The organism is Isoptericola sp. NPDC056573, from assembly GCF_042793335.1.
GTDB lineage: Bacteria > Actinomycetota > Actinomycetes > Actinomycetales > Cellulomonadaceae > Isoptericola.
In genome coordinates this window covers 175,708-197,124 of the sequence record NZ_JBHTUY010000004.1, presented here as the reverse complement: position 1 = coordinate 197,124, position 21,417 = coordinate 175,708, and the positions used below count along the sequence as shown (strand labels likewise).

Annotated in this window: 13 protein-coding genes; 12 read left to right on the top strand and 1 reads right to left on the bottom strand. The window is 74.4% G+C overall.

Annotated features, from left to right (window positions below; genetic code table 11):
- The first annotated feature begins 3 nt into the window (after window positions 1-3).
- The 9 genes from ACFQ8E_RS08360 (at window position 4) to ACFQ8E_RS08320 (ending at window position 15,825) form a co-directional block, all read left to right on the top strand.
- Window positions 4-1,758: a metallophosphoesterase family protein gene (locus ACFQ8E_RS08360; protein WP_430550107.1), complete on the top strand. Its 1,755-nt coding sequence runs from the start codon at window positions 4-6 to the stop codon at window positions 1,756-1,758.
- Between the two features lie 27 nt (window positions 1,759-1,785).
- Complete coding sequence (locus ACFQ8E_RS08355; RefSeq protein ID WP_430550106.1) at window positions 1,786-2,511, top strand: metal-dependent transcriptional regulator; 726 nt, start codon at window positions 1,786-1,788, stop codon at window positions 2,509-2,511.
- Between the two features lie 112 nt (window positions 2,512-2,623).
- Window positions 2,624-3,841 (top strand): MFS transporter, encoded by a 1,218-nt coding sequence (locus ACFQ8E_RS08350; protein WP_430550105.1) that lies wholly within the window; start codon window positions 2,624-2,626, stop codon window positions 3,839-3,841.
- Window positions 3,842-3,920: 79 nt separating this feature from the next.
- A complete protein-coding gene (locus tag ACFQ8E_RS08345) occupies window positions 3,921-4,586 on the top strand; it encodes a vitamin K epoxide reductase family protein (RefSeq protein WP_430550104.1) in 666 nt (221 codons plus the stop codon).
- Between the two features lie 43 nt (window positions 4,587-4,629).
- The gene (leuS, locus tag ACFQ8E_RS08340) at window positions 4,630-7,578 is read left to right on the top strand and encodes a leucine--tRNA ligase (protein ID WP_430550103.1); all 2,949 of its coding nucleotides are present in this window, start codon (window positions 4,630-4,632) and stop codon (window positions 7,576-7,578) included.
- 1 nt (window position 7,579) lies between these two features.
- On the top strand, window positions 7,580-9,142 hold the full coding sequence (locus ACFQ8E_RS08335) for a DUF3375 domain-containing protein (protein ID WP_430550102.1): 1,563 nt from the start codon (window positions 7,580-7,582) through the stop codon (window positions 9,140-9,142).
- The gene (locus ACFQ8E_RS08330; RefSeq protein ID WP_430550101.1) at window positions 9,139-9,876 is read left to right on the top strand and encodes a DUF4194 domain-containing protein; all 738 of its coding nucleotides are present in this window, start codon (window positions 9,139-9,141) and stop codon (window positions 9,874-9,876) included. Before ACFQ8E_RS08335 ends, ACFQ8E_RS08330 begins: the two co-directional genes overlap by 4 nt.
- A complete protein-coding gene (locus tag ACFQ8E_RS08325; protein ID WP_430550100.1) occupies window positions 9,873-13,298 on the top strand; it encodes an ATP-binding protein in 3,426 nt (1,141 codons plus the stop codon). The genes ACFQ8E_RS08330 and ACFQ8E_RS08325 overlap by 4 nt, the downstream gene beginning before the upstream one ends.
- Window positions 13,299-13,353: 55 nt before the next feature.
- Window positions 13,354-15,825 carry a glycogen/starch/alpha-glucan phosphorylase gene (locus tag ACFQ8E_RS08320; protein ID WP_430550099.1) on the top strand — a complete coding sequence of 824 codons (2,472 nt, stop codon included), beginning with the start codon at window positions 13,354-13,356 and terminating at the stop codon, window positions 15,823-15,825.
- Between the two features lie 26 nt (window positions 15,826-15,851).
- On the opposite strand, the gene ACFQ8E_RS08315 is transcribed toward ACFQ8E_RS08320, so the two are convergent.
- On the bottom strand, window positions 15,852-17,657 hold the full coding sequence (locus tag ACFQ8E_RS08315; RefSeq protein ID WP_430550098.1) for a helicase HerA-like domain-containing protein: 1,806 nt from the start codon (window positions 17,655-17,657) through the stop codon (window positions 15,852-15,854).
- 150 nt (window positions 17,658-17,807) lie between these two features.
- On the opposite strand from ACFQ8E_RS08315, the gene aztD reads away from it, so the two are divergent.
- From aztD to ACFQ8E_RS08300, 3 genes are all read left to right on the top strand, one after another.
- Window positions 17,808-19,172 carry a zinc metallochaperone AztD gene (gene aztD / locus ACFQ8E_RS08310; protein WP_430550097.1) on the top strand — a complete coding sequence of 455 codons (1,365 nt, stop codon included), beginning with the start codon at window positions 17,808-17,810 and terminating at the stop codon, window positions 19,170-19,172.
- Between the two features lie 50 nt (window positions 19,173-19,222).
- A complete protein-coding gene (locus tag ACFQ8E_RS08305) occupies window positions 19,223-20,101 on the top strand; it encodes a DegV family protein (protein WP_430550096.1) in 879 nt (292 codons plus the stop codon).
- Window positions 20,102-20,183: 82 nt separating this feature from the next.
- A complete protein-coding gene (locus ACFQ8E_RS08300; RefSeq protein WP_430550095.1) occupies window positions 20,184-21,338 on the top strand; it encodes a ComEA family DNA-binding protein in 1,155 nt (384 codons plus the stop codon).
- Window positions 21,339-21,417 lie beyond the last annotated feature (79 nt).

Genomic DNA, 21,417 nt, shown 5'->3' with positions numbered 1-21,417 from the left:
GCGATGAGCGACCAGCACGACGAGCCGACCTCGGCGGACACCTCGGACGAGCCCTCGGTGGACGCCACCACCGCCGCGGCGGTGGCCACGGACGAGACGCCCCCCGGCGGGCGGGCGAGGCGCGCGCGCCGGACGCCGCCGCGCTGGGTGCGCTGGACCCTCGCCGGGGTGACCGCGGCCGTGGCGTGTCTCGTCTTCGGGGTCAGCACCGCCACCACGGAGCTCGGCTTCGGGCCCCACGAGGCCGTCTACTCGGTGACCAACGACAGCCTCGTCGTGGTCGACCTCGGCCCGCTGGGCACGCTCGAGATCGACTCGCCCCTCCCGCTCGGGCTGGGCGTGGACGTGGTGGTCAAGGAGATCCCCGCCGACCTGACCACGGTGGGTGCGGCCAACACCCTCACCGCACTGAGCCAGGACCTCGAGAGCTACCTGCAGTTCTTCTCCAGCCCGGACGTCGCCGTGCGCAGCGTCGCCCTGGCGCTGGTGGAGAACGCCCTGTGGCGCTCGCTGGGCGCCGCCGCGGTGGTGGTCGCGGTGGGGTTCGCCGTGCGCTGGCTGCTGGGGTCCGGGCGACGACGTGAGCTCGCCGACGCGATGGCCCCCCGGACGGGGGAGATCACCGCGGGGGTGGTGGTCGTGGCCCTCGTCGTGACGACGGTGACGTCCGGCGCCGTCGGCAGCACCGCCCAGGGGGAGCCCGCCTCGCCGGTCTTCGCCGGGACGGCGCTGGAGGGCGCGCGGATCACCGGGCGCCTCGCCGGCGTTATCGACACCTACGGCGGGCAGCTCGTCAAGCTGTACGAGGACAACGAGGAGTTCTACGCGAGCGCGGACGACGACCTGTCGGCCGCGTGGGACGCGCGGCTCGCCTCCGAGGCGGCCGCGTCCGCGACCGCGGCCGGCACCCAGTTCGCGTCCCCGGGTCCCGCCGAGCCCACCGCGCCGGCCGCCCCGCCCCGCGCCCTGCCGAGCGGCGGCCCGGAGGACGAGCCGGTCACCTTCGTCGTCATCTCCGACCTGCACTGCAACACGGGGATGACGCCGCTGATCCGCACGACGATCGAACGCTCCGGAGCCGACGTCGTGCTCAACGCGGGCGACACCACCATGAACGGCACGTCGGTGGAGAAGGTCTGCGTCGACTCGTTCGCCTCGGCCGTCCCGCGCGGGGTGCCGATGGTGGTGTCGGACGGCAACCACGACTCGCAGGTCACGTCCGACCAGGAGGCGGCGCACGGCCAGAAGATCCTCGACGGCCAGGTGGTCGACGTCGAGGGGGTCCGCATCCTCGGGGACCGGGACGCGCTCGAGACGCGCGTCGGCGTCGGCACGAACGTCGCGCGCGAGCGGACGCCGGAGCAGCAGGCGGCGGACCTCGCCGCGACCGCGTGCGAGGACCGCGACGGCGTCGACCTGCTGCTGATCCACACGCCGTCCGTGGGCCTCGACGCCCTCGAGACGGGGTGCGTGCCGTTCCAGGTGTCCGGGCACACGCACAGCAGGTCCGGGCCGGAGCAGGTGGGGCAGGGCGTCCGGTACGTCAACGGCTCCACCGCCGGCGCGGCGCCCAACCAGCCGACCGTCGGGCCGCTGCACGGCACGGCCGAGATGACGGTGCTGCGGTTCGACCCCGCGACGCGGCGGATGCTCGACGTGCAGGTCGTGAGCGTCACGCCCGACGGCGCGGCGACGGTGGGCGAGCGCGAGCCGGTGCCCGACGTCGTGCCGCCGGCCGACGAGGCGTCGGGGCCGTAGGGGCGGTCGCCCGGATAGGCTCGGACCGTGCCCGAACCCACCACGCCAGGCCCCACCACGCCGCCGCAGGCCGTCGACCCGGACGAGCTCACCCCCGTCGCCCAGGACTACCTCAAGGCGGTCTGGTCGGCGCAGGAGTGGTCGGACGAGAAGGTCACGACGGGGCTGCTGGCGGACCGGTTGGGCGTGGGCCCGTCCACCGTCTCCGAGACGGTGCGCCGCCTGACGACGCAGGGTCTGCTGGGCCACGAGCCGTACGGCGGGGTCTGGCTCACGGAGCTGGGCCGGCGCTACGCCCTCGTGATGGTGCGGCGGCACCGGCTGCTGGAGACGTGGTTGGTGCGCGACCTCGGGTACGCGTGGGACGAGGTGCACGACGAGGCCGAGGTGCTGGAGCACGCCGTGTCCGACCGGCTCGTCGAGCGGATCTCCGCGCGGCTCGGCCACCCGGAGCGCGACCCGCACGGCGACCCGATCCCGTTCGCCGACGGGCGGGTGGTGCGCCCCGAGGCGGTGCCGCTGGTGGACCTCGAGGCCGGCGCCGGGGGAGTGGTCGCCCGGATCTCCGACGCCGATCCCGAGGCGCTGCGGTACCTGGCCGACCTCGGCATCGACCTGGACCTGCCGGTGCGGCTGACGTCCCGGCGGGAGTTCGCCGGGACCGTCGGCGTGACGTGGGAGGCGGACGGACGCGAGGTCGGCGTGGATCTCGGGCTGCTGGCGGCCTCGCGCATCTGGGTCGTGCGCGCGTAGGCTGACCCGGTTCCCCGACGACGTGAGCGCTTGGACGGCGCACCGCCGTCGACGCCTCGTCTCGAAACGATTCGAGCATCCCGGTGCGCGATCCGATCCCGAGGAGAGGCGAGTGACCTCGACGACCACGCCCGCGAGCGACGCCACGGCCCGCACCGGCCGCACACCCCGCCCCGAGCACGTCGGGGCCGCGCTGTTCGCGCTCGCCGTCGGCGGGTTCACGATCGGCACCACCGAGTTCGCCACGATGGGCCTGCTGCCGCAGATCGGCGCGGACCTGGGCGTCAGCGACCCGGTGGTGGGCCATGCGATCACCGCGTACGCCGTCGGCGTCGTGGTCGGCGCGCCGCTGCTGACCGTCGCGGCCGCGCGGATGTCCCGCAAGCGGCTGCTGCTGTGCCTCATGGGCTTCTACACGGTGGCGAACGTGCTGTCGGCGGCCGCGCCCGGCATCGAGAGCCTGGTCGTCGGGCGGTTCCTCGCCGGCCTGCCGCACGGCGCCTTCTTCGGTGTCGGGGCCGCGGTCGGCGCCGCGGTGGCGGGGCCGGGCCGGCGCGGCCACGCCGTGTCGATGATGATGACCGGCCTGACGGTCGCGAACGTCGTCGGGGTCCCGCTGTCGACGGCGGTGGGGCAGAACCTCGGCTGGCGCGCCGCGTTCGTCGTCATCGGGGTGCTCGGAGCCGTGACCCTCCTCGGCATCTGGCGCTTCGTGCCCGAGCGGGGACCCGTGGACTCCAGCGTCCGGAAGGAGTTGGGCACGCTGCGCAACGGTCCGCTGTGGATCTCGTTCGCCGCGGGTGCGATCGGCTTCGGCGGTCTGTTCGCCGTCTACACGTACGTCGCACCGACCGTCACCAAGGTCGCGGGGATGTCCGAGAGCGCCGTGCCCTGGGTGCTCGCCGTCTTCGGGGTCGGCATGACCGTCGGCACGCTGCTCGGCGGCAGGCTGGTGGACCGGAACGTGCTGCGCACGGTGGTCGGCGGGTTCGTCGCCACGGCCCTGTCGCTGGTCCTGTTCGCGCTGGTCGGGACGTCGCCCGTGCCCGCCGTCGTCGGGCTCTTCCTGCTGGCCGTCACGTCCCAGACCCTCGGCCTGGCGATGCAGACCCGGCTCATGGACCTGTCGCCGCGCGCGCAGTCCCTCGGTGCGGCCCTGTGCCACTCCGCCCTCAACATCGGCAACGCGAGCGGCGCCTTCTTCGGCGGGCTCGTCATCGCCGCGGGCTACGGGTACCTCGCGCCCGCATGGGTCGGCGTCGCGCTCACTCTCGTGGGCCTGGCGATGGTGCTGGCCTTCGGCCGGCAGCGCGTGGCGCACGCGGGCTGACCTGGCGCCGAGGGTCCCGGCGGGGCTTCGCCGACGTCGTCGGGCCGGGCCCCCAGGAACGTGCGGTACGGTCGCGCCCGTGAGCCCGAGCGTGCGCGACGAGACCCACGACATCCCCGACGACGCGGCGGGGGAGGGCATGCCCGCGACACCCGCGCGCGGCCTGACCGCCCGCGCGTACGGCGTGCTGCTGACCGTGCTGGGCGGGATCGGCTTCGGTGCGGCGTCGTGGCTGGCGATCGAGGAGTACCTCAAGCTGCTCGACCCGAACCGGGTGACGAGCTGCAGCTTCAACGTCTTCCTCGACTGCGGCGTCGCGATGATGTCCTGGCAGGGCACGCTGCTCGGCTTCCCGAACCCCTACATCGGGGTCGCGGCGTTCCCCGTGGTGATCACCACGGGCGTGGTGCTGCTCGCGGGGGCGCGGCTGCCGCGGTGGTACCACCGGTCGCTGCTCGCGGTGACGGTGCTCGCCCAGCTGCTGATCTTCTTCCTCATGTGGTCGAGCTTCTACGCGCTGGTGCGGCTGTGCCCGGCCTGCATGGTGGTGTGGACCATCGTGTGGCCGCTGCTGTGGTTCCAGGTGGTGCACGCCGTGCAGGAGGGCCACCTGCCGGCGAGCGACGGGTTGCGCCGCGCCGTCGTGCGCAACCGCGGCCTGGTCCTGATCATCGGGTACGTCGTCGCGGTCGGCTGGCTGCTGCTGGCCGTCGGTGGGCCGCTGGTCGAGTCCTTCGGGGTGTGAATATCCGGCCGGGTCGTGCGGTCCCGGCCGTTAGACTCGCCGGGTGAGCACGCCCGACACCGCACCCGCCCGATCCGAGGCTCCGACCGCGCCTTCCCAGGAGCCCACCCACCGCTACACGCCCGCCCTCGCCCAGCAGATCGAGGAGCGCTGGCAGGACCTGTGGGAGGAGCGCGGCACCTTCTGGGCGGCGAACCCGAACGGTGCGCTCACGGACGGCGACGGCCGGAACGCCGCAGGCCAGCCGTTCTTCATCATGGACATGTTCCCGTACCCCTCCGGGGCGGGGCTGCACGTCGGGCACCCGCTGGGCTACATCGCCACGGACGTCGTGGGCCGGTTCCGCATGATGTGCGGCGACAACGTGCTGCACGCGCTGGGCTACGACGCGTTCGGCCTGCCCGCCGAGCAGTACGCGGTGCAGACGGGACAGCACCCGCGCACCACCACCGAGCAGAACATCGTCACCATGAAGCGTCAGCTGCGCCGCATGGGCCTGGCGCACGACTCGCGTCGCACGTTCGCCACGATCGACCCCGAGTACGTGCGCTGGACGCAGTGGATCTTCCTGCAGATCTTCGACTCCTGGTACGACGCCGAGGCCGACGGCGGCAAGGGCCGTGCGCGACGCATCTCCGAGCTGGAGGCCGAGTACGCCTCGGGCGAGCGCACGCTGGCCGACGGCAGGTCGTGGGACGCGTTGTCCGACGACGAGCGGCGCGACGTGCTGGACGCGCAGCGGCTGGCCTACGTCGACGAGTCGCCCGTGAACTGGGCGCCCGGCCTGGGCACGGTCCTGGCCAACGAGGAGGTCACGTCCGACGGCCGTTCCGAGCGCGGCAACATGCCCGTCTTCCAGAAGTCCCTGCGGCAGTGGAAGATGCGGATCACGGCCTACGCCGACCGCCTGACCGACGACCTGGAGCTCATCGACTGGCCGGAGAAGGTCAAGTCGATGCAGCGCAACTGGATCGGCCGTTCCACGGGCGCCAACGTCCGGTTCGACGTCGTCGGCACCAGCGACTACGACGCGGCCGGCGCGGGCGCGCAGGTCGAGGTGTTCACCACCCGCCCGGACACGCTGTTCGGCGCGACGTTCATGGTCGTGGCGCCCGAGCACCCGCTGCTGGACGAGGTCCCCGCGTCCTGGCCCGACGGCACGCGCGACGTCTGGACCGGCGGGCACGCGACGCCCGTCGAGGCCGTGGCCGCCTACCGCCGCGAGGCCGCCGCGAAGACCGCCGTCGAGCGGCAGGCCGACGCGGGCAAGAAGACCGGCGTCTTCACCGGCCACCTGGCCGTCAACCCCGTCAACGGCGCGACGGTCCCGGTGTTCACCGCCGACTACGTGCTGATGGGCTACGGCACGGGCGCGATCATGGCGGTGCCCGGCGGCGACCAGCGCGACTTCGACTTCGCGGAGGCGTTCGAGCTGCCCGTGATCCGCACGGTCGAGCCCGCCGGCGGCCTGCCCGAGGACTTCGCCGGCGCGTACACGGGCGACGGCGTCGCGGTGAACTCCTCGAACGACGAGATCAGCCTGGACGGGCTCGGCGTGGCCGAGGCCAAGGAGAAGATCACCGCGTGGCTGAGCGCCCGCGGCGTCGGCGAGGGGACGACCACGTACCGCCTGCGCGACTGGCTGTTCAGCCGGCAGCGCTACTGGGGCGAGCCGTTCCCGATCCTGTGGGACTCCAACGACCGCCCGGTCGCGATCCCGGCCGACATGCTGCCCGTCGACCTGCCCGACGTGCCCGACTACGCGCCGCGCACCTTCGAGCCCGACGACGCGGACTCCTCGCCCGAGGCCCCGTTGGGCCGTAACGACGAGTGGGTGCACGTCACCCTGGACCTGGGCGACGGGCCGAAGACCTACCGCCGCGACACCAACACCATGCCCAACTGGGCCGGGTCGTGCTGGTACTACCTGCGCTACCTGGACCCGACCGACTCGACCGACGGCCCCGCCAAGGGCACCGCCGTCGTCGACCCGGAGCTCGAGTCGTACTGGATGGGCCCGCGCCACAACGCGACGTCCGGCCCGGCCGGCGGCGTCGACCTGTACGTCGGCGGCGTCGAGCACGCGGTGCTGCACCTGCTGTACGCGCGGTTCTGGCACAAGGTGCTGCTGGACCTGGGCTACGTGTCGTCGCTGGAGCCGTTCGGCAAGCTGTTCAACCAGGGGTACATCCAGGCCTACGCCTACACCGACTCCCGCGGCGCCTACGTGCCCGCCGGCGAGGTCGAGGGCGACGAGCAGACCGGCTTCACGTACCGGGGCGAGCCCGTGAACCGTGAGTACGGGAAGATGGGCAAGTCCCTGAAGAACGTCGTCACGCCGGACGAGATGTACGAGCAGTACGGCGCCGACACGTTCCGCGTGTACGAGATGTCGATGGGCCCGCTGGACCTGTCGCGCCCGTGGGAGACGCGCGCCGTCGTCGGGTCGCAGCGCTTCCTGCAGCGGCTGTGGCGCAACGTCGTGGACGAGGAGACGGGCGCGCTCGTCGCGACCGACGACGAGCCCGACACCGCCACGCTGCGGGCGATGCACCGTGCGATCGCGGACGTGCGCGTCGAGATGGAGCACATGCGGCCCAACACGGCGATCGCGAAGCTCATCACGTACAACAACCACCTCACGTCCCTGGAGCAGGTGCCGCGCGCGGCGGTCGAGCCGCTGGTGCTCATGGTCGCGCCGATCGCCCCGCACATCGCGGAGGAGCTGTGGCAGCGGCTCGGGCACGACGGCTCGCTGGCGCGCGAGCCGTTCCCGACCGCCGACGAGCAGTACCTGGTCGAGGACACCGTGACGTGCGTCGTGCAGGTCAAGGGCAAGGTGCGCGGGCGTCTCGAGGTGGCGCCGTCCATCTCGGACGCCGACCTGGAGGCCGCCGCCCTGGCGGAGCCGAACGTGGTCCGCGCCATCGACGGTGCGACGGTGCGCAAGGTGATCGTGCGCGCGCCGAAGCTCGTCAACATCGTCGTCTGAGTTGGCGACCGTCCGCCTCGAGGGCGCCCTGGCACGCAGCCAGGGCGCCTTCGGCACACCCTCCCTCGCCCTCCTGCACCGCAAGGAGGGGCCGCTGGTCGTCGCCCTGCTGTCGCTGATCTTCACACCCGGCCGCGCCACCGTGCCGACCGAGCAGATGCACGTGGAGGTCGAGGACCTGCTCGCCGAGGCGCGCGCCGCCGGCCACGACGTGCCCGACGACGCCGCCCGCGCGCTGTGCTCGCGCTGGGTGGCGGGCCGCTGGCTGGTGCGCGCGCTCGACGACGACGGCGTCGAGCAGTACCAGGTGAGCTCGCACGCGGCGGAGGCGCTCGCGTTCGTCGACCGGACGCAGGGGGCGCGCGCCCTGGTCAGCGAGTCGCGCATCCGCACGCTGCTCGTGGCCCTGGACGGGCTCGCGCGCGATGCCCGACCCGACCGGGAGTCGCAGCAGCGGGCGCTGCGGGAGCAGGTCGCCCGCGCGCGCGACGAGATCGCCGTGGCCGAGGCCGAGCTGGCCCGACTCGACGCCGGCGGGCCCGTCGTGCAGGCGCCCACGGACCGGCTGGTCGAGCAGTTCGACAACGTGGCCGCGCTGGTCCGGGAGCTGCCCGCCGACTTCGCCCGCGTGGCCGAGTCGATCGCGGAGCTGCAGCGCAGCATCGTCACGGGCCTGCGCCAGGACGAGCGCCCGACCGGTGAGGTGCTGGGCGCCTACCTGGAGGCCTCCGACTCGCTCATGCAGCGCACGCCCGAGGGGCGCGCCTTCTCCGGGGCGATGGAGCTGCTGCGCGACCCGCAGCTGCTCGGCCAGGTCGACGAGCGGGTCCGGGCGGTGCTGGCGCACCCGTTCGCCGCGGACCTGCCCGCGGACCGCCGGGAGTCCGTGCGGGCCCTGTACTCCCAGCTGCTCGCCGCCGTCGACGGCGTGCTCGACGCGCAGGCGCGCGCGTCGCGGACCATCACGCAGCAGCTCACCGTGCACAACCCGCTGCGCGACCGCGAGCTGGACGCCGCGCTGCGCGAGGCGACCGCGGCGATGGCGGAGTGGTTCCCGACGTCGGGCCGGGCGGCGCGCGTGGAGCCGCTGCGCTGGCTCGAGCGGGCGCGTCTCGGCCGGTTCCGGGCGCAGCTGCACGACCTGCGCCCCGACACCCCGCCCGACGCGCTGGCCGACCTCGACGACCCCGGCCACGACGCCGCGGGTGCGCCGGGGGAGGTGCTGGGAGGCCTGCGCGGCATGGGCGGCCCGCGCTACGAGGAGACCGTCGCCCATGCGGCGCGGGTGCTGCGCGAGCGCGGCGGGGCCACGGCCGACGAGGTGTTCGCGGCCGGCCCGGCCGAGCTGCGTCGGCCCGTGGAGCTGCTGGGCTACCTCGAGCTGGCAGCGCCGGACGCGCTCGACGAGGCGCTCGGCGGCGACGGCGGCATGGGTGACGTGCCCGCGGCACGGCTGCGCCGCGTGACGGCCGTGCGCGCCGACGGCAGCACGCGCGACCTGGTCGTGCCGCTCGTGGGCCTCACGGCTCCCGGCGACGCGCCCGACGACGAGGAGGACGCATGACCGACACGACGACCGAGCGGGCTCCCGAGCCGGCGACCGAGCCGGTGGTGGGCGGGGCCGCGTTCGTCGAGGTGCCCGCGCTGGCCGACGACGACGCGTCGCTGTTCGCGGGCGACACGGGCGTGCTGCCGTACGAGGCGCGCCGCGCGCTCGCGCTGGTGCTGCAGCGGCGCTACCTGTCCGCGGCGGCGCACCCGGCGGAGTGGAAGGCGCTGCTGGCGCACCAGAACGTGCTCGCCTCGCGCTGCCACGACCTGTTCGTGGAGCTCGTCGTCGACCGCGACTACGAGATCGCCTACAAGCGGCAGGTCCGCGAGGCGGGGCTGAGCATCCCCGTGCTCCTCAAGGACGAGCCGTACAAGCGGGTCGAGACGCTGCTCATGCTGTTCGCGCGCAACCGCTTCCGGCAGGAGCAGGGCGCGGGCGAGCGCGCCGCGCACGTGGACGCCGAGGAGCTCGTGGACTACGCGCTCGGGTTCCTCGCCGCGGACGAGACCAACCTGGCCGCGCGCCGGCGCGAGGTCGACAACGCGGTCGCGACGCTCGTGCGCGAGCACGTGCTGGACGAGGTCGCCGAGGGCCGCTACCGCGTGCAGCCCGTCGTGGAGATCCTGCTCCCCGTGGAGCGGCTGCGGGAGCTGACGTCGTGGCTGCGCGACCCGGCGGTCGAGCCCGTCGAGACCACGGAGGACGAGACCGACGCGGTCGACGAGGACGAGGAGGCCCGCGCGTGACGATCACGAGCGACGCGGCGGAGCAGGTCGCCCCACCCCGGATGCAGCAGTCGCTGTTCGGGCTCATCCCGACGGCGTCGGACGGGCGGCAGTGGACGGCGCGCTCCATGCAGCTGGTGAGCTGGGGCGGCTACCACGGGTACCACGAGGTGCGGTTCGCGGGCACGACGACGCTGCTCACGGGCGCGTCCGGGTCCGGCAAGTCGACCCTGCTCGACGCGTACATCGCCCTGATGATGAGCCACACGACGCCGTTCAACGGCGCGTCGAACACGGCCACGAGCGGGCGCGCGCGCGGGCAGGAGCAGCGCAACGTCGTCTCCTACGCGCGCGGCAAGCTCGACGAGGAGCGCACGGCGGGGTCCGCGCGGGCCAAGGACCGCGTGCTGCGCGGCGAGACGTCGGACACCTGGTCGGCGATCGCCATGACGTGGTCCTCGCAGGCGGGCGAGCGGTTCACGGCGCTGCGGGCCTGGTACGTGCCCCGCGGGGCACAGCGCGCCGACGAGACGGTCGCGGTGCGCGCCGTCGTCGACGCGGACTTCAGCCTGCGGGACCTCGAGCCGCTCGCGGCCCAGCGGTTCGGCAAGGCCGGGCTCACCGCGGCCGGGCTGGCGTCGTTCGACACGGACAAGGCGTTCGCCACCCGCCTGCACGCCGCGCTCGGCATCGGCGCCGCGGGCGACGGCGAGAAGGCCATGCAGCTGCTCGGGCGGATCCAGGCCGGCCAGCAGATCACCACCGTGGACTCGCTCTACAAGGCGATGGTGCTGGAGGAGCCCGAGACGATCCGGGTGGCCGAGCGCGCCGTCGAGCACTTCGACGAGCTCAGCGAGGTGCGCGCCGAGATGGACACGGCGCAGCGGCAGGTGGACGTGCTGCGACCGATGCTGGAGCACCGGGTCGCGATCGACGACGCCGCGGCGCGGCGCGGTCTCGTGGACGCGCTCGGGCCCGACGGCGGCGCCGGTGGAACCGGACCCGGCACCGAGTCGGCCCGTCCCACGCCGTTCACCGCCTGGCGCGACCGCACCCAGCTCGACCTGCTGCGGGCCGGCGAGGCGGAGAACCGGGCCCAGCACAAGGCCGCGGCCGAGCGGGTCGCCGTCGCGGAGGAGCGGCTCACCGCCGCCCAGGGCGAGCTGGAGCAGGTGCGCGCCGACCAGCGCCGCAACGGCGGCGACGCCATCGAGGCCGCGGAGCGCGACGTGCGCACCGCCGAGCAGCGGCTGGCCGAGGCCCGGCGCGCCCGCGCCGAGCTCGAGGGCCACCTGGCACCGCTGGAGCGGGACGCGGGGACGCGGCGCGAGCTCGAGGCCCTGCACGCCGACGCCCGCCGGTACCTGGACGAGCGCGACACCCACACCGACGCGCTGTCCGAGTCCGTCGTCGAGGCCGCCGCGCGCGAGAAGGAGGCGATGCGGTCCCTGGCCGAGCTGGAACGGGAGGAGGCGTCGCTCAAGGCGCGGCGCGGCAACGTGCCGCGCGAGCTGCACGAGGCGCGCGAGGCGCTGGCGCGGGCCGCGGGCCTGCGCCCCGACGACCTGCCGTTCGTGGGCGAGCTGCTCGAGGTGCGCGGCGAGTACGAGCCCTGGCGCGACGCGATCGGGCTCGCCCTCGGGGGCTTCGCCGTCACCGTGCTGGTCGACGAGGCGCGCCTCGACGCGTTCCGGTCCGCGATCGACGCCGTCCGCTCGCCCGTCCGCGTGCGCTTCGAGGGCGTCCCCACCGGGCTCGCGCTGTACGAGGAGGCCGACCGGGCGCTGCTCCCGGGGCGGCTCGAGGTCAAGGCCGGGCCCTTCGGCGGCTGGCTCGCCGGCCGCCTGGCGGAGCGGTTCGCCTACGTCTGCGTGGACGACCCGAGCGAGCTGGCCCGGCACGACCTGGCGCTCTCGCGGTCGGGCCAGACGTCGGAGGGCCGGCGAGGTGCGCACGGCGGACAGGGCCGGGCGTCGGCGCTGGGCTTCAGCAACCACCGGCGGCTCGAGCAGCTCGCCGAGCAGATCGCGGCCGCGCACCAGGACCTGCGGCAGGCCTCCGAGGCGCTCGCGGGCGCCCGGCTGCGGCAGAAGGGCGAGGCCGACCACTTCGTCGCGTACAGCCACGCGCTGCGGGCCACCTGGGACGACGTGGACGTGCGCGGCGCCGAGGAGCGGCTCGCCGAGCGGCGGGACCGGCTCGAGGCGCTCGTCGCCGGCTCGGACGTGCTGCGCGCGCTCAAGGCGGACGAGGACGCCCTGCGCGCCCGCGTCGACGAGCTCTACCGGGAGCGGGCCGCCGCGCAGCAGCGTGTCACCGAGCTCGGCGCCGCGTGGGAGCAGCTCAGCGACCAGGTGGACCAGGTCGCGGACGCGGTCGACCTTGCCGACGAGGAGGGGGTCGAGCTCACCGGCGAGCAGGAGCTCTGGCTTGCCGAGCTCATGGCGCAGGTCGGCTGGTCCGGCGTGGCGGGCGCGTCGGGCAGCGGCCTCGCGGACCTCACCACGGCCGTGGCCGCCGTCGTGCGCGAGCTGCACCACGCGCGGGACGCCGCCGAGGAGGCGGAGCGCGCGGCGCGTGCGGCCCTCGCGGCCCTGTTCGAGCGGTTCAACGACACCTGGCCCGACCCGAACCGCAGCGCCGACCCCGACGGCGCGTACGCCGACTTCCTGCGGATCTACGAGGACCTGGAGTACCAGCAGCTGTACCGGCTGCGCGACCGGTGGTCGGCGCACCTGCGGCAGATGTCGGGCGACCAGCTCACCCGGCTGAACAACGGCATCGCGCAGGCCGTCGCGGAGATCCGCGACCGCATGGAGCCGGTCAACGCGATCCTCGCGACGCTGCCGTTCCGCGACGACGCCCACCGGCTGCGCATCACCGCCACCCCGGTCGAGGCCTCGGACGTCGTCTCGTTCCGGCGCCGGCTGCGCGAGCTCGCCACCACGCCGGCGGGCGACGTCCCGCTCGCCGAGCACGAGCGCCGGTACGAGAGGATGCGCCGGCTGATCGACCGCATCCGTCCGGACAGCCCCGAGCGGCGGCGCCTCGTGGACGTGCGCGACCACGTGCGGGTCAGCGCCGAGTGCGTGGACCTCGAGGGCAACCACGTGAGCGTCTACGACCACATCGCCGGCAAGTCCGGCGGCGAGTCGCAGGAGCTCGTGGCGTTCATCGTCGGCGCGGCCCTGCGCTACCAGCTCGGCGACGCCGGGGCGGAGCGCCCCCGGTACGCACCCGTCTTCCTCGACGAGGCCTTCATCAAGGCCGACGCCCGGTTCGCCGGCCGCGCCGTCGGCGCGTGGCGCGGGCTGGGATTCCAGCTCGTCGTCGGCGCGCCGCTCGACAAGGTCAGCGCGCTGGAGCCGCACGCCGACGTCGTGCTGCAGGCCATCAAGGACGCGACCGGCAGGTCGCGGCTGGTGACGCTCGTGGGGGAATGACCGGCGTTCCGCGCCGGGCCGCGCCGGGGGAGCGACGCGTGTGTACTGTCGTGACGTGACCGAGACCACGCCTCTGATCACCAGCCCGGAACCGACCGTCGAGGGGTTCGTCCGCGAGTACCTGCACGAGCTGAACTTCAGCCAGGGCACGATCCTGGAGCGGGCGACGGACAACGACCGTTACCTCGCGCTCGCGCGCACGGTGCGGCACTACCTGATGTCCCGGTGGATGCAGACCACGGTGAGCCAGTACCGCACGCAGGCGAAGGCGGTGGCCTACCTGTCGGCGGAGTACCTCCTGGGCCGGCAGCTCGACAACGCGCTCATCGCGACGGGGCTGGAGGAGGTCGCCGCGGAGGCGCTCGCCAGCCTGGGGCTCGACCTCGACGAGCTGCGCGAGGTCGAGGTCGAACCGGGGCTCGGCAACGGCGGGCTCGGCCGGCTGGCGGCCTGCTTCGTCGACTCCCTGGCGACGATGAGCGTGCCCGCGATCGGGTACGGCATCCGGTACGAATACGGCATCTTCCGGCAGACGTTCTCGGACGGCCGCCAGGTCGAGGAGCCGGACACCTGGCTCGACAACGGCGACCCGTGGGAGTTCGCGCACCCCGAGCACGAGGTCACCGTCGGCTTCGGCGGGCACACGGAGAAGTTCACGGACGACGACGGCCGCGAGCGCTCACGCTGGGTGCCGGGCTGGCAGGTGCTCGGCGTGCCCTACAACTCGATGGTGCCGGGCTACCGGAACGGGCGGGTCAACACGCTCCGGCTGTGGAGCGCGCGGGCGACGCACGCGTTCGACCTCAAGATCTTCAACTACGGCGACTACGCCGAGGCCGTGCGGTCCCAGACGTTCGCCGAGAACATCTCGAAGGTGCTGTACCCCGAGGACTCCACGCCGCAGGGCAAGGAGCTGCGGCTGCAGCAGCAGTACTTCTTCGTCGCCTGCTCGATCCGCGACTTCCTCGACCAGCTCCTGCCGCCGGGCTTCGACCTGCACGACCTGCCCGACCGCATCGTCTTCCAGCTCAACGACACGCACCCCGTCATCGCGATCCCGGAGCTGATGCGGATCCTCGTGGACGAGCGCGGCTTCGAGTGGGACGACGCGTGGCAGGTGACGCAGCGCTGCTTCGCCTACACGTGCCACACGTTGCTGCCGGAGGCGCTGGAGGTCTGGCCGGTCGAGCTGGTGGGGCGGCTGCTGCCCCGGCACCTGGAGATCATCTACCGCATCAACGACGAGTTCCTCGCCCAGGTGCGCGAGCGCTCGGGCGGGAACGAGCTGCTGGTGCGGCGCATGTCGATCATCGCGGAGCACCCCGAACGGTCGGTGCGGATGGCGTTCCTCGCGACGGTCGGCGGTTCCCGGGTGAACGGCGTCGCGGAGCTGCACTCGCAGCTGCTGCGCGACAAGGTGCTCGCCGACTTCGCCGACTTCTGGCCGGAGAAGTTCACCAACGTCACCAACGGCGTGACCCCGCGCCGGTTCGTGAAGCTGGCGAACCCGGGCCTGTCGGGCCTGATCACGGAGGCGATCGGCGACGGCTGGGTCACCGACCTCGACCGGCTGCGCGAGCTCGAGCCGTACGCCGACGACGCCGAGTTCCGCCGCCGGTTCCGCGAGGTAAAGGCCGCGAACAAGGACCGGCTGGTCTCCTTCCTGGCCGCGCGCGACGGCATCGCGATCGACCCGGCCACGATGCTCGACGTCATGGTCAAGCGCCTGCACGAGTACAAGCGCCAGCTGCTCAAGCTGCTGCACGTCGTGACGCTCTACGACCGCATCACGTCCGGGGAGCTCGCGACCGCCGACGTCACGCCGCGCACCGTCGTCTTCGGCGCGAAGGCCGCCCCCGGGTACGTGATGGCGAAGGAGATCATCGCGCTGATCAACCACGTGGGCGCCGTGGTCGCCGCGCACCCCGACGTGTCCCGGGTGCTGCGGATCGCGTTCCCGGCGAACTACAACGTCACGGTCGCGGAGACGCTGATCCCGGCCGCCGACCTGTCGGAGCAGATCTCCCTGGCGGGCAAGGAGGCGTCCGGCACGGGCAACATGAAGTTCGCGCTCAACGGCGCGCTCACCATCGGCACCGACGACGGCGCGAACGTCGAGATCCGTCGGCTCGTGGGCGACGAGAACTTCTTCCTGTTCGGGCTCACGGAGCCCGAGGCGAGCGCCGTCGCCGAGGCGGGCTACCGGCCCTCGACGTACTACGAGGAGAACCCGTCGCTGCGCCGGGCGCTGGATCTCGTGGCGCGCGGCACGTTCTCCGGCGGTGACGCGTCGGTCTTCGAACCGATCGTGTCCAACCTGCTCACCGAGGACCGCTTCATGGTGCTCGCGGACTACCAGGCGTACCTCGACGCGCAGGATCGGGTGGAGCGCGCCTATGCGGACCCGGACGCCTGGAGCCGGTCGGCCGTGCTCAACGTGGCGCGCTCGGGCTTCTTCTCCTCGGACCGGTCCGTGCGCGACTACCTCGACCGCATCTGGCACGCCGCGCCGCTGACGGCCGACTGACCGGCCTACTGACGTCGCCGCCGCGCTCAGCGGCGGCGACGCGTGCCGAAGACGGTGCGGGTGATCTCCCGGGCCAGGGTCGTGCCGACGGTGGCGAGGATGGCGTCCATCGGGCTGCGGGCTCGCGACGTCGAGCCCGACCGCGAGGCCTTCTGCGCCTTCCGGGCGTCGGCGTCCGCCTCCTTGCGCGCCTGCGCCGCCTCCTTCTCCAGCTCGGCGGCGCGCTCGGTCGCCTCGCGGGTGGCGGCGTCCTGCGCGGCGCGGGCCTGCAGCAGCTCGTACGCGGACTCGCGGTCGACGGCGGCCCCGTAGCGCGCCTGGCCGGGTGATGCCGCGACGGCGGCGTCGAGCACCTGCTGCGGCGCCGGGTCCATGGACGCCTGCGGCGCGCGCACCCGGGTCCAGGCGACCGGGGTGGGCGCGCCCTTCTCATCGAGGAGCGTGACGACGGCCTCGCCGGTGCCGAGCGACTGCAGCAGCCGCTCGAGGTCGTACGGCGAGGTGGGGAAGGTGCGGGCCGCCGCGCGCAGGGCCTTCGCGTCGTCGGGCGTGAAGGCGCGCAGCGCGTGCTGGACGCGGTTGCCGAGCTGGGCGAGGACGTCGGCCGGCACGTCCTTGGGCGACTGGGTGACGAAGAAGACGCCCACGCCCTTGCTGCGGATGAGCCGCACCGTCTGGACGACCTGCTGGAGGAAGTCCTTGGAGGCGCCCGTGAACAGCAGGTGCGCCTCGTCGAAGAAGAACACGAGCCGCGGCTTGTCGGGGTCGCCCACCTCGGGCAGCTCCTGGAACAGCTCCGCGAGCAGCCACATGAGGAACGTCGAGAACAGGGCGGGCCGGTCCTGCACGCCGGGCAGCTCGAGGGCGGAGATCAGACCGCGCCCGTCCGGGGACGTACGCAGCAGGTCGGCGGTCTCGAACGCCGGCTCGCCGAAGAAGACGTCGCCACCCTGCGCCTGCAGGCCCACGATCTCGCGCAGGATGACGCCGGCGGTCGCGGCCGAGACGCCGCCGATGCTCTTGAGCTCCTGCTTGCCCTCGTCGGAGGTGAGGTACGCGATGGTGGCCTGCAGGTCCTTGAGGTCGAGCAGCGCGAGCTGCTGCGTGTCGGCCCAGTGGAAGATCAGCTCCAGGCTGGAGGACTGCGTCGCGTTGAGGCCGAGCACCTTGCTCAGCAGCAGCGGGCCGAAGTCGGTGACGGTCGTGCGGATCGGCACGCCGGTGCCCAGGCCGCCGAGCGAGTAGAACTCGACGGGGTACGACGTCGGCGTCCACTCCTGCCCGATGCTCGCCGCGCGCTCGGCGACCTTCGGGTTGTCCGGGCCCTCGACGGCCAGGCCGGACAGGTCGCCCTTGATGTCGGCGAGGAACACCGGGACGCCCTGGGCCGACAGGCCCTCCGCCATGCCCTGGAGGGTCTTCGTCTTGCCGGTGCCCGTGGCGCCCGCGACGAGCCCGTGGCGGTTCAGCGTCGCGAGCGGGAAGCCGACCTGCACGGTGGCGTCGGGCTCCGGGTCGCCGCCGAGCGGGCCGGACAGCAGAGCTCCGAGCGGCAGCGTCGGGGCGTCGGAGGCGTAGCCCGCGCGCACCTCGTCGGCGTACGACGGCGGTGCGGCCCCGGTGTCCTCCGGCGGCGAGGTCCCGTCGGCAGCGGGCACGACGTCGGGCGGTCCGGCGGCCTGTGGCTCGTCCCTGCTCGCGGCCTCCGCCGCCTCGAGCGCCGCCTGGGCGGCCGCCGCCTTGGCCTCCGCCGCCTCGGCGGCGGCCTGCGCGGCGGCGGCTCGCAGTGCGGCGAGGTCGGCGTCGTCGGTGGGCGGTGTCCCCTCGGCCATGGCCCGCACGCTAGCGCGGTGCGGGGCCGGGTGCGCGACGAGCAGGCGGACGAGGGTTGAGAACCGTTCTCACATCTGTTTCACTACTCGGGCACATGGGAATCGTTCTCATGTGGCTCCTTCGCGATGCCCCGACCTGGAGAGAGACCCATGCCTGCCCTCACCCGCACCACCCGCGCCGGCCGGCGCCGACAGTCCGCCGCGGGCCTCCTCGCCCTCGCGGTACCCCTCGCCCTGGCGGGCTGCGCGTCCGCGGACCCCGCCGACGGCGCCGCGTCGGCGGAGCCCGCCGCCGAGCCCTCCAGCGCGGAGACCGCGCAGGCCACCGAGGCCGCCGCCGCGACCGCCCGCGTCGCGCTCACCTACGACGGCGGCGTCGTCGTCCTCGACGCGCAGACGCTGGAGCAGGTCGCCGACCTGCCGCTCGAGGGCTTCACCCGCCTCAACCCGGCCGGCGACGGCCGCCACCTGCTCGCCTCCACGACCGGCGGGTTCCGCGCCCTGGACCTCGGCGCGTGGGCGGAGGCGCACGGCGACCACCACCACTACTGGACGTCCGAGCCGCGCCTCACGGACGTCACCTACGCGGCCGAGGAGCCCGGCCACGTCGTCGTGCACGGCGGCCGCACCGTGCTGTTCGACGACGGGACGGGCCAGGTCCGCGTGCTCGACTCCGCCCACGTCGCCGAGGGCGAGGCCCCCGCCCGGGAGCTCACGACGCCGTCGGCGCACCACGGCGTCGCGGTCGAGCTCGGGGACGACTCGCTCCTCGTCACCGAGGGCACCGAGGAGTCGCGCTCCGGCGTGCGCGTCCTGGACGCCGACGACAAGGAGATCGCGGCGAGCGACGACTGCCCGGGCGTGCACGGCGAGGCGGTCGCGGCCGACGAGGCCGTCGTCGTGGGCTGCGAGGACGGCGTCCTCGTCTACGCGGACGGCGAGCTGACCAAGGTGCAGGCACCTGACGCCTACGGCCGCATCGGCAACCAGGCCGGCTCCGAGGAGTCGCCCGTCGTGCTCGGCGACTACAAGACGGACCCCGACGCGGAGCTGGAGCGGCCCACGCGCGTCTCGCTCGTCGACACGCGTAGCGGGGACCTGTCGCTGGTCGACCTGCCCTCGAGCTACACGTTCCGTTCCCTGGCCCGCGGCGACGACGGCGAGGCGCTCGTGCTGGGCACCGACGGCTCGCTGCACGTCATCGACCCGGAGAGCGGGAAGCTCATGACCTCGATCCCGGTGATCGACGCCTGGGAGGAGCCTGCCGAGTGGCAGGAGCCGCGCCCCGCGGTGCTCGCCCTCGACGGGTCCGTGTACGTCACCGACCCGGCGACGAAGTCCGTGCACGCGGTGGACGTGGAGTCCGGCGAGGTCTGGAAGTCCGCCCGGCTGGACGTCGCGCCGAACGAGATCTCCGGGGTCTCGGGCGACGCGGAGGCGAGCGCCACCGACGAGCACGACCACGAGGCGCACGACGGTGAGGCGCACGACGGTGAGGCGCACGACCACGAGTGACGACCGATGCCGCCCGGGCGGTCCGGGCGGCGTCGGTAGACTCCCCGCCGATGCCCATGGAATCCCCGGCCGTCCGCGTCGTCACCGACTCGACCGCCTGCCTGCCCGCCGTCGCCGACGGTGCCGTCGCGCCCGTCGTGGTCCCGCTCCGTGTCGTGGCGGGGGAGGAGTCGTGGCGGGAGGGCGTCGACATCACGCCCGAGGAGGTGGCCGCGCGCATCGCGGCGGGCGAACGGCTGAGCACGTCGCAGCCCGCACCGGCCGAGTTCGGCGCCGTCTACCGCGACCTCGCCGCGGCCGGTGCGCGGGCCGTCGTCGGCGTGCACCTGTCGGGGGCTCTGTCCGGCACCGTCGAGGTCGCCGCGAGCGCGGGGCACCGCGCCATGATCCCCGTGCGGGCGGTCGACTCCCGGACCGTCGCGATGGCCCTCGGGTTCGCGGCGCTGGAGGCGGCGCGGTGCGCCGCCGCCGGGGGGGACGCCGCGGCCGTCGCGGCCCGCGCGCGGCAGGTCGCTGAGTCGAGCACGACCGTGTTCCTCGTGGACTCGCTCGACCACCTGCGCCGCGGTGGGCGGCTGTCCGCCCCGGCTGCCGCGCTCGGCACGGCCCTCGGCGTGCGGCCCATCCTCGGCATGCGCGACGGAGCGATCGAGATGACGCAGCGCGTCCGGACGCGTCGGGCGGCGACCGACCGGCTGGTCGAGGTCGCGGTGCGACGTGCCGAGACGTGCGAGCGGCCGGGCGTGGCCGTGCACCACCTCGGCGTGCCCGAGCGGGCCGGCGAGCTCGCGGCCCGGCTCGCCGCGGAGACCGGGGCCGAGCCGTTCGTGACGCCCGTGAGCGCGGTGCTCGGCGCACACGTCGGCCCGGGCGCTCTCGCCGTCGTCGTGGCCGAGCTGGGCGGACGTTCCCGCGACGCCGTGCGCTGAGGAGCCTGCCCCCAGGAGCGCGCCGTCCACAGGTCGCCTCGGGCGGCACCCGTCGAGGGGGCGGCGACCCTAGCGTCGCGGCGTGACCACCACGCTGCCTCCCGACCACGGCGGAGCGGACGCCCCGCCACCGGCCACCTTCCCGCCGTCGGACTCCGGCGTGCCGCCTCGGCCCCGCACGCCGGCGGAGGGCGACGACCGGCCGCGCAGCTTCGGACCGGAGCCGGACCGGGCCCTCGGCGAGGCCGCCGCTCGGTTGCGGGCCTGGCACGCCCTGCGCGAGGACGCAGGTGGCCCGCCGGGTCGTGACCCCGGTCGTGATCCCGGTCGTGACCACCAGGAGCGTCCCGACGGCGGACCCCCGGTCGGCCCGCCGCCGTGGGCCGCGCCGGTCGAGGAGGACGAGCTCGCCGACCGCCTGCGTGCCCGCCGGTCGGCGCAACACGTCGCCGCTGCGTACACGGCGGCGCACGGGCACCCCGTCGACGGGCACGACGACGGCGGCGGCGCGCGACGCTGGTCGATCGGGCTGCGGGCGGCGGTCGTGGCCTCCGTCGCCATCCTGCTCGTGGCCGTCGTCGTCGCGGTGGTCGCGTCCGCACGGCCCGACGACGTCATCACCCTCGCCGACGCGAGCGCGTCGTCCGGGGTCCCCACCGGTCCGTCGTCGCCGTCCGCCGGCCCGTCCACGGCCGCGGACGCGGCAGTCTCGGCCGACAGCGGCGCGGGAGACTCTCCCGCCGGGACGCCCGGGACGCCCGGGGCGACGCCGGCGCCGGGCACCGTGGTGGTGCACGTCGTGGGCGAGGTGCGCGAGCCCGGGCTGGTCACGGTCCCGTCGGGCGCCCGCGTGGCGGACGCCGTGGCCGCGGCCGGCGGCACGACCCGGCGCGCCGACGCCGCGGCCCTCAACCTGGCGCGGGCGGTCGTCGACGGCGAGCAGATCCGTGTGCCGAGGCCGGGGGAGCAGCTCCCGGCGTCCGCCGGTGCGGCGGACGAGAGCGGCGGGGACGGGACGGGAGGCGGGTCGGACGCCGCGGCGGGCGGCGCCGTGAACCTCAACTCCGCGGGAGCGGCGGAGCTCGAGGCGCTGCCCGGCATCGGCCCCGCCCTGGCCGGGCGGATCGTCGCGTGGCGCGACGAGAACGGGCCGTTCACCAGCGTCGACGAGCTCGACGAGGTGTCCGGGATCGGCCCGTCGGTCCTCGGGCAGGTCCGTGACCTGGTCACGCTGTGACGGGCCCGTCCAGGCACCACGGTCCCGATGCCGGCCCGTGGGGGCGGGCGCGATCGGTCGTCGACCCGGGGGACCGACG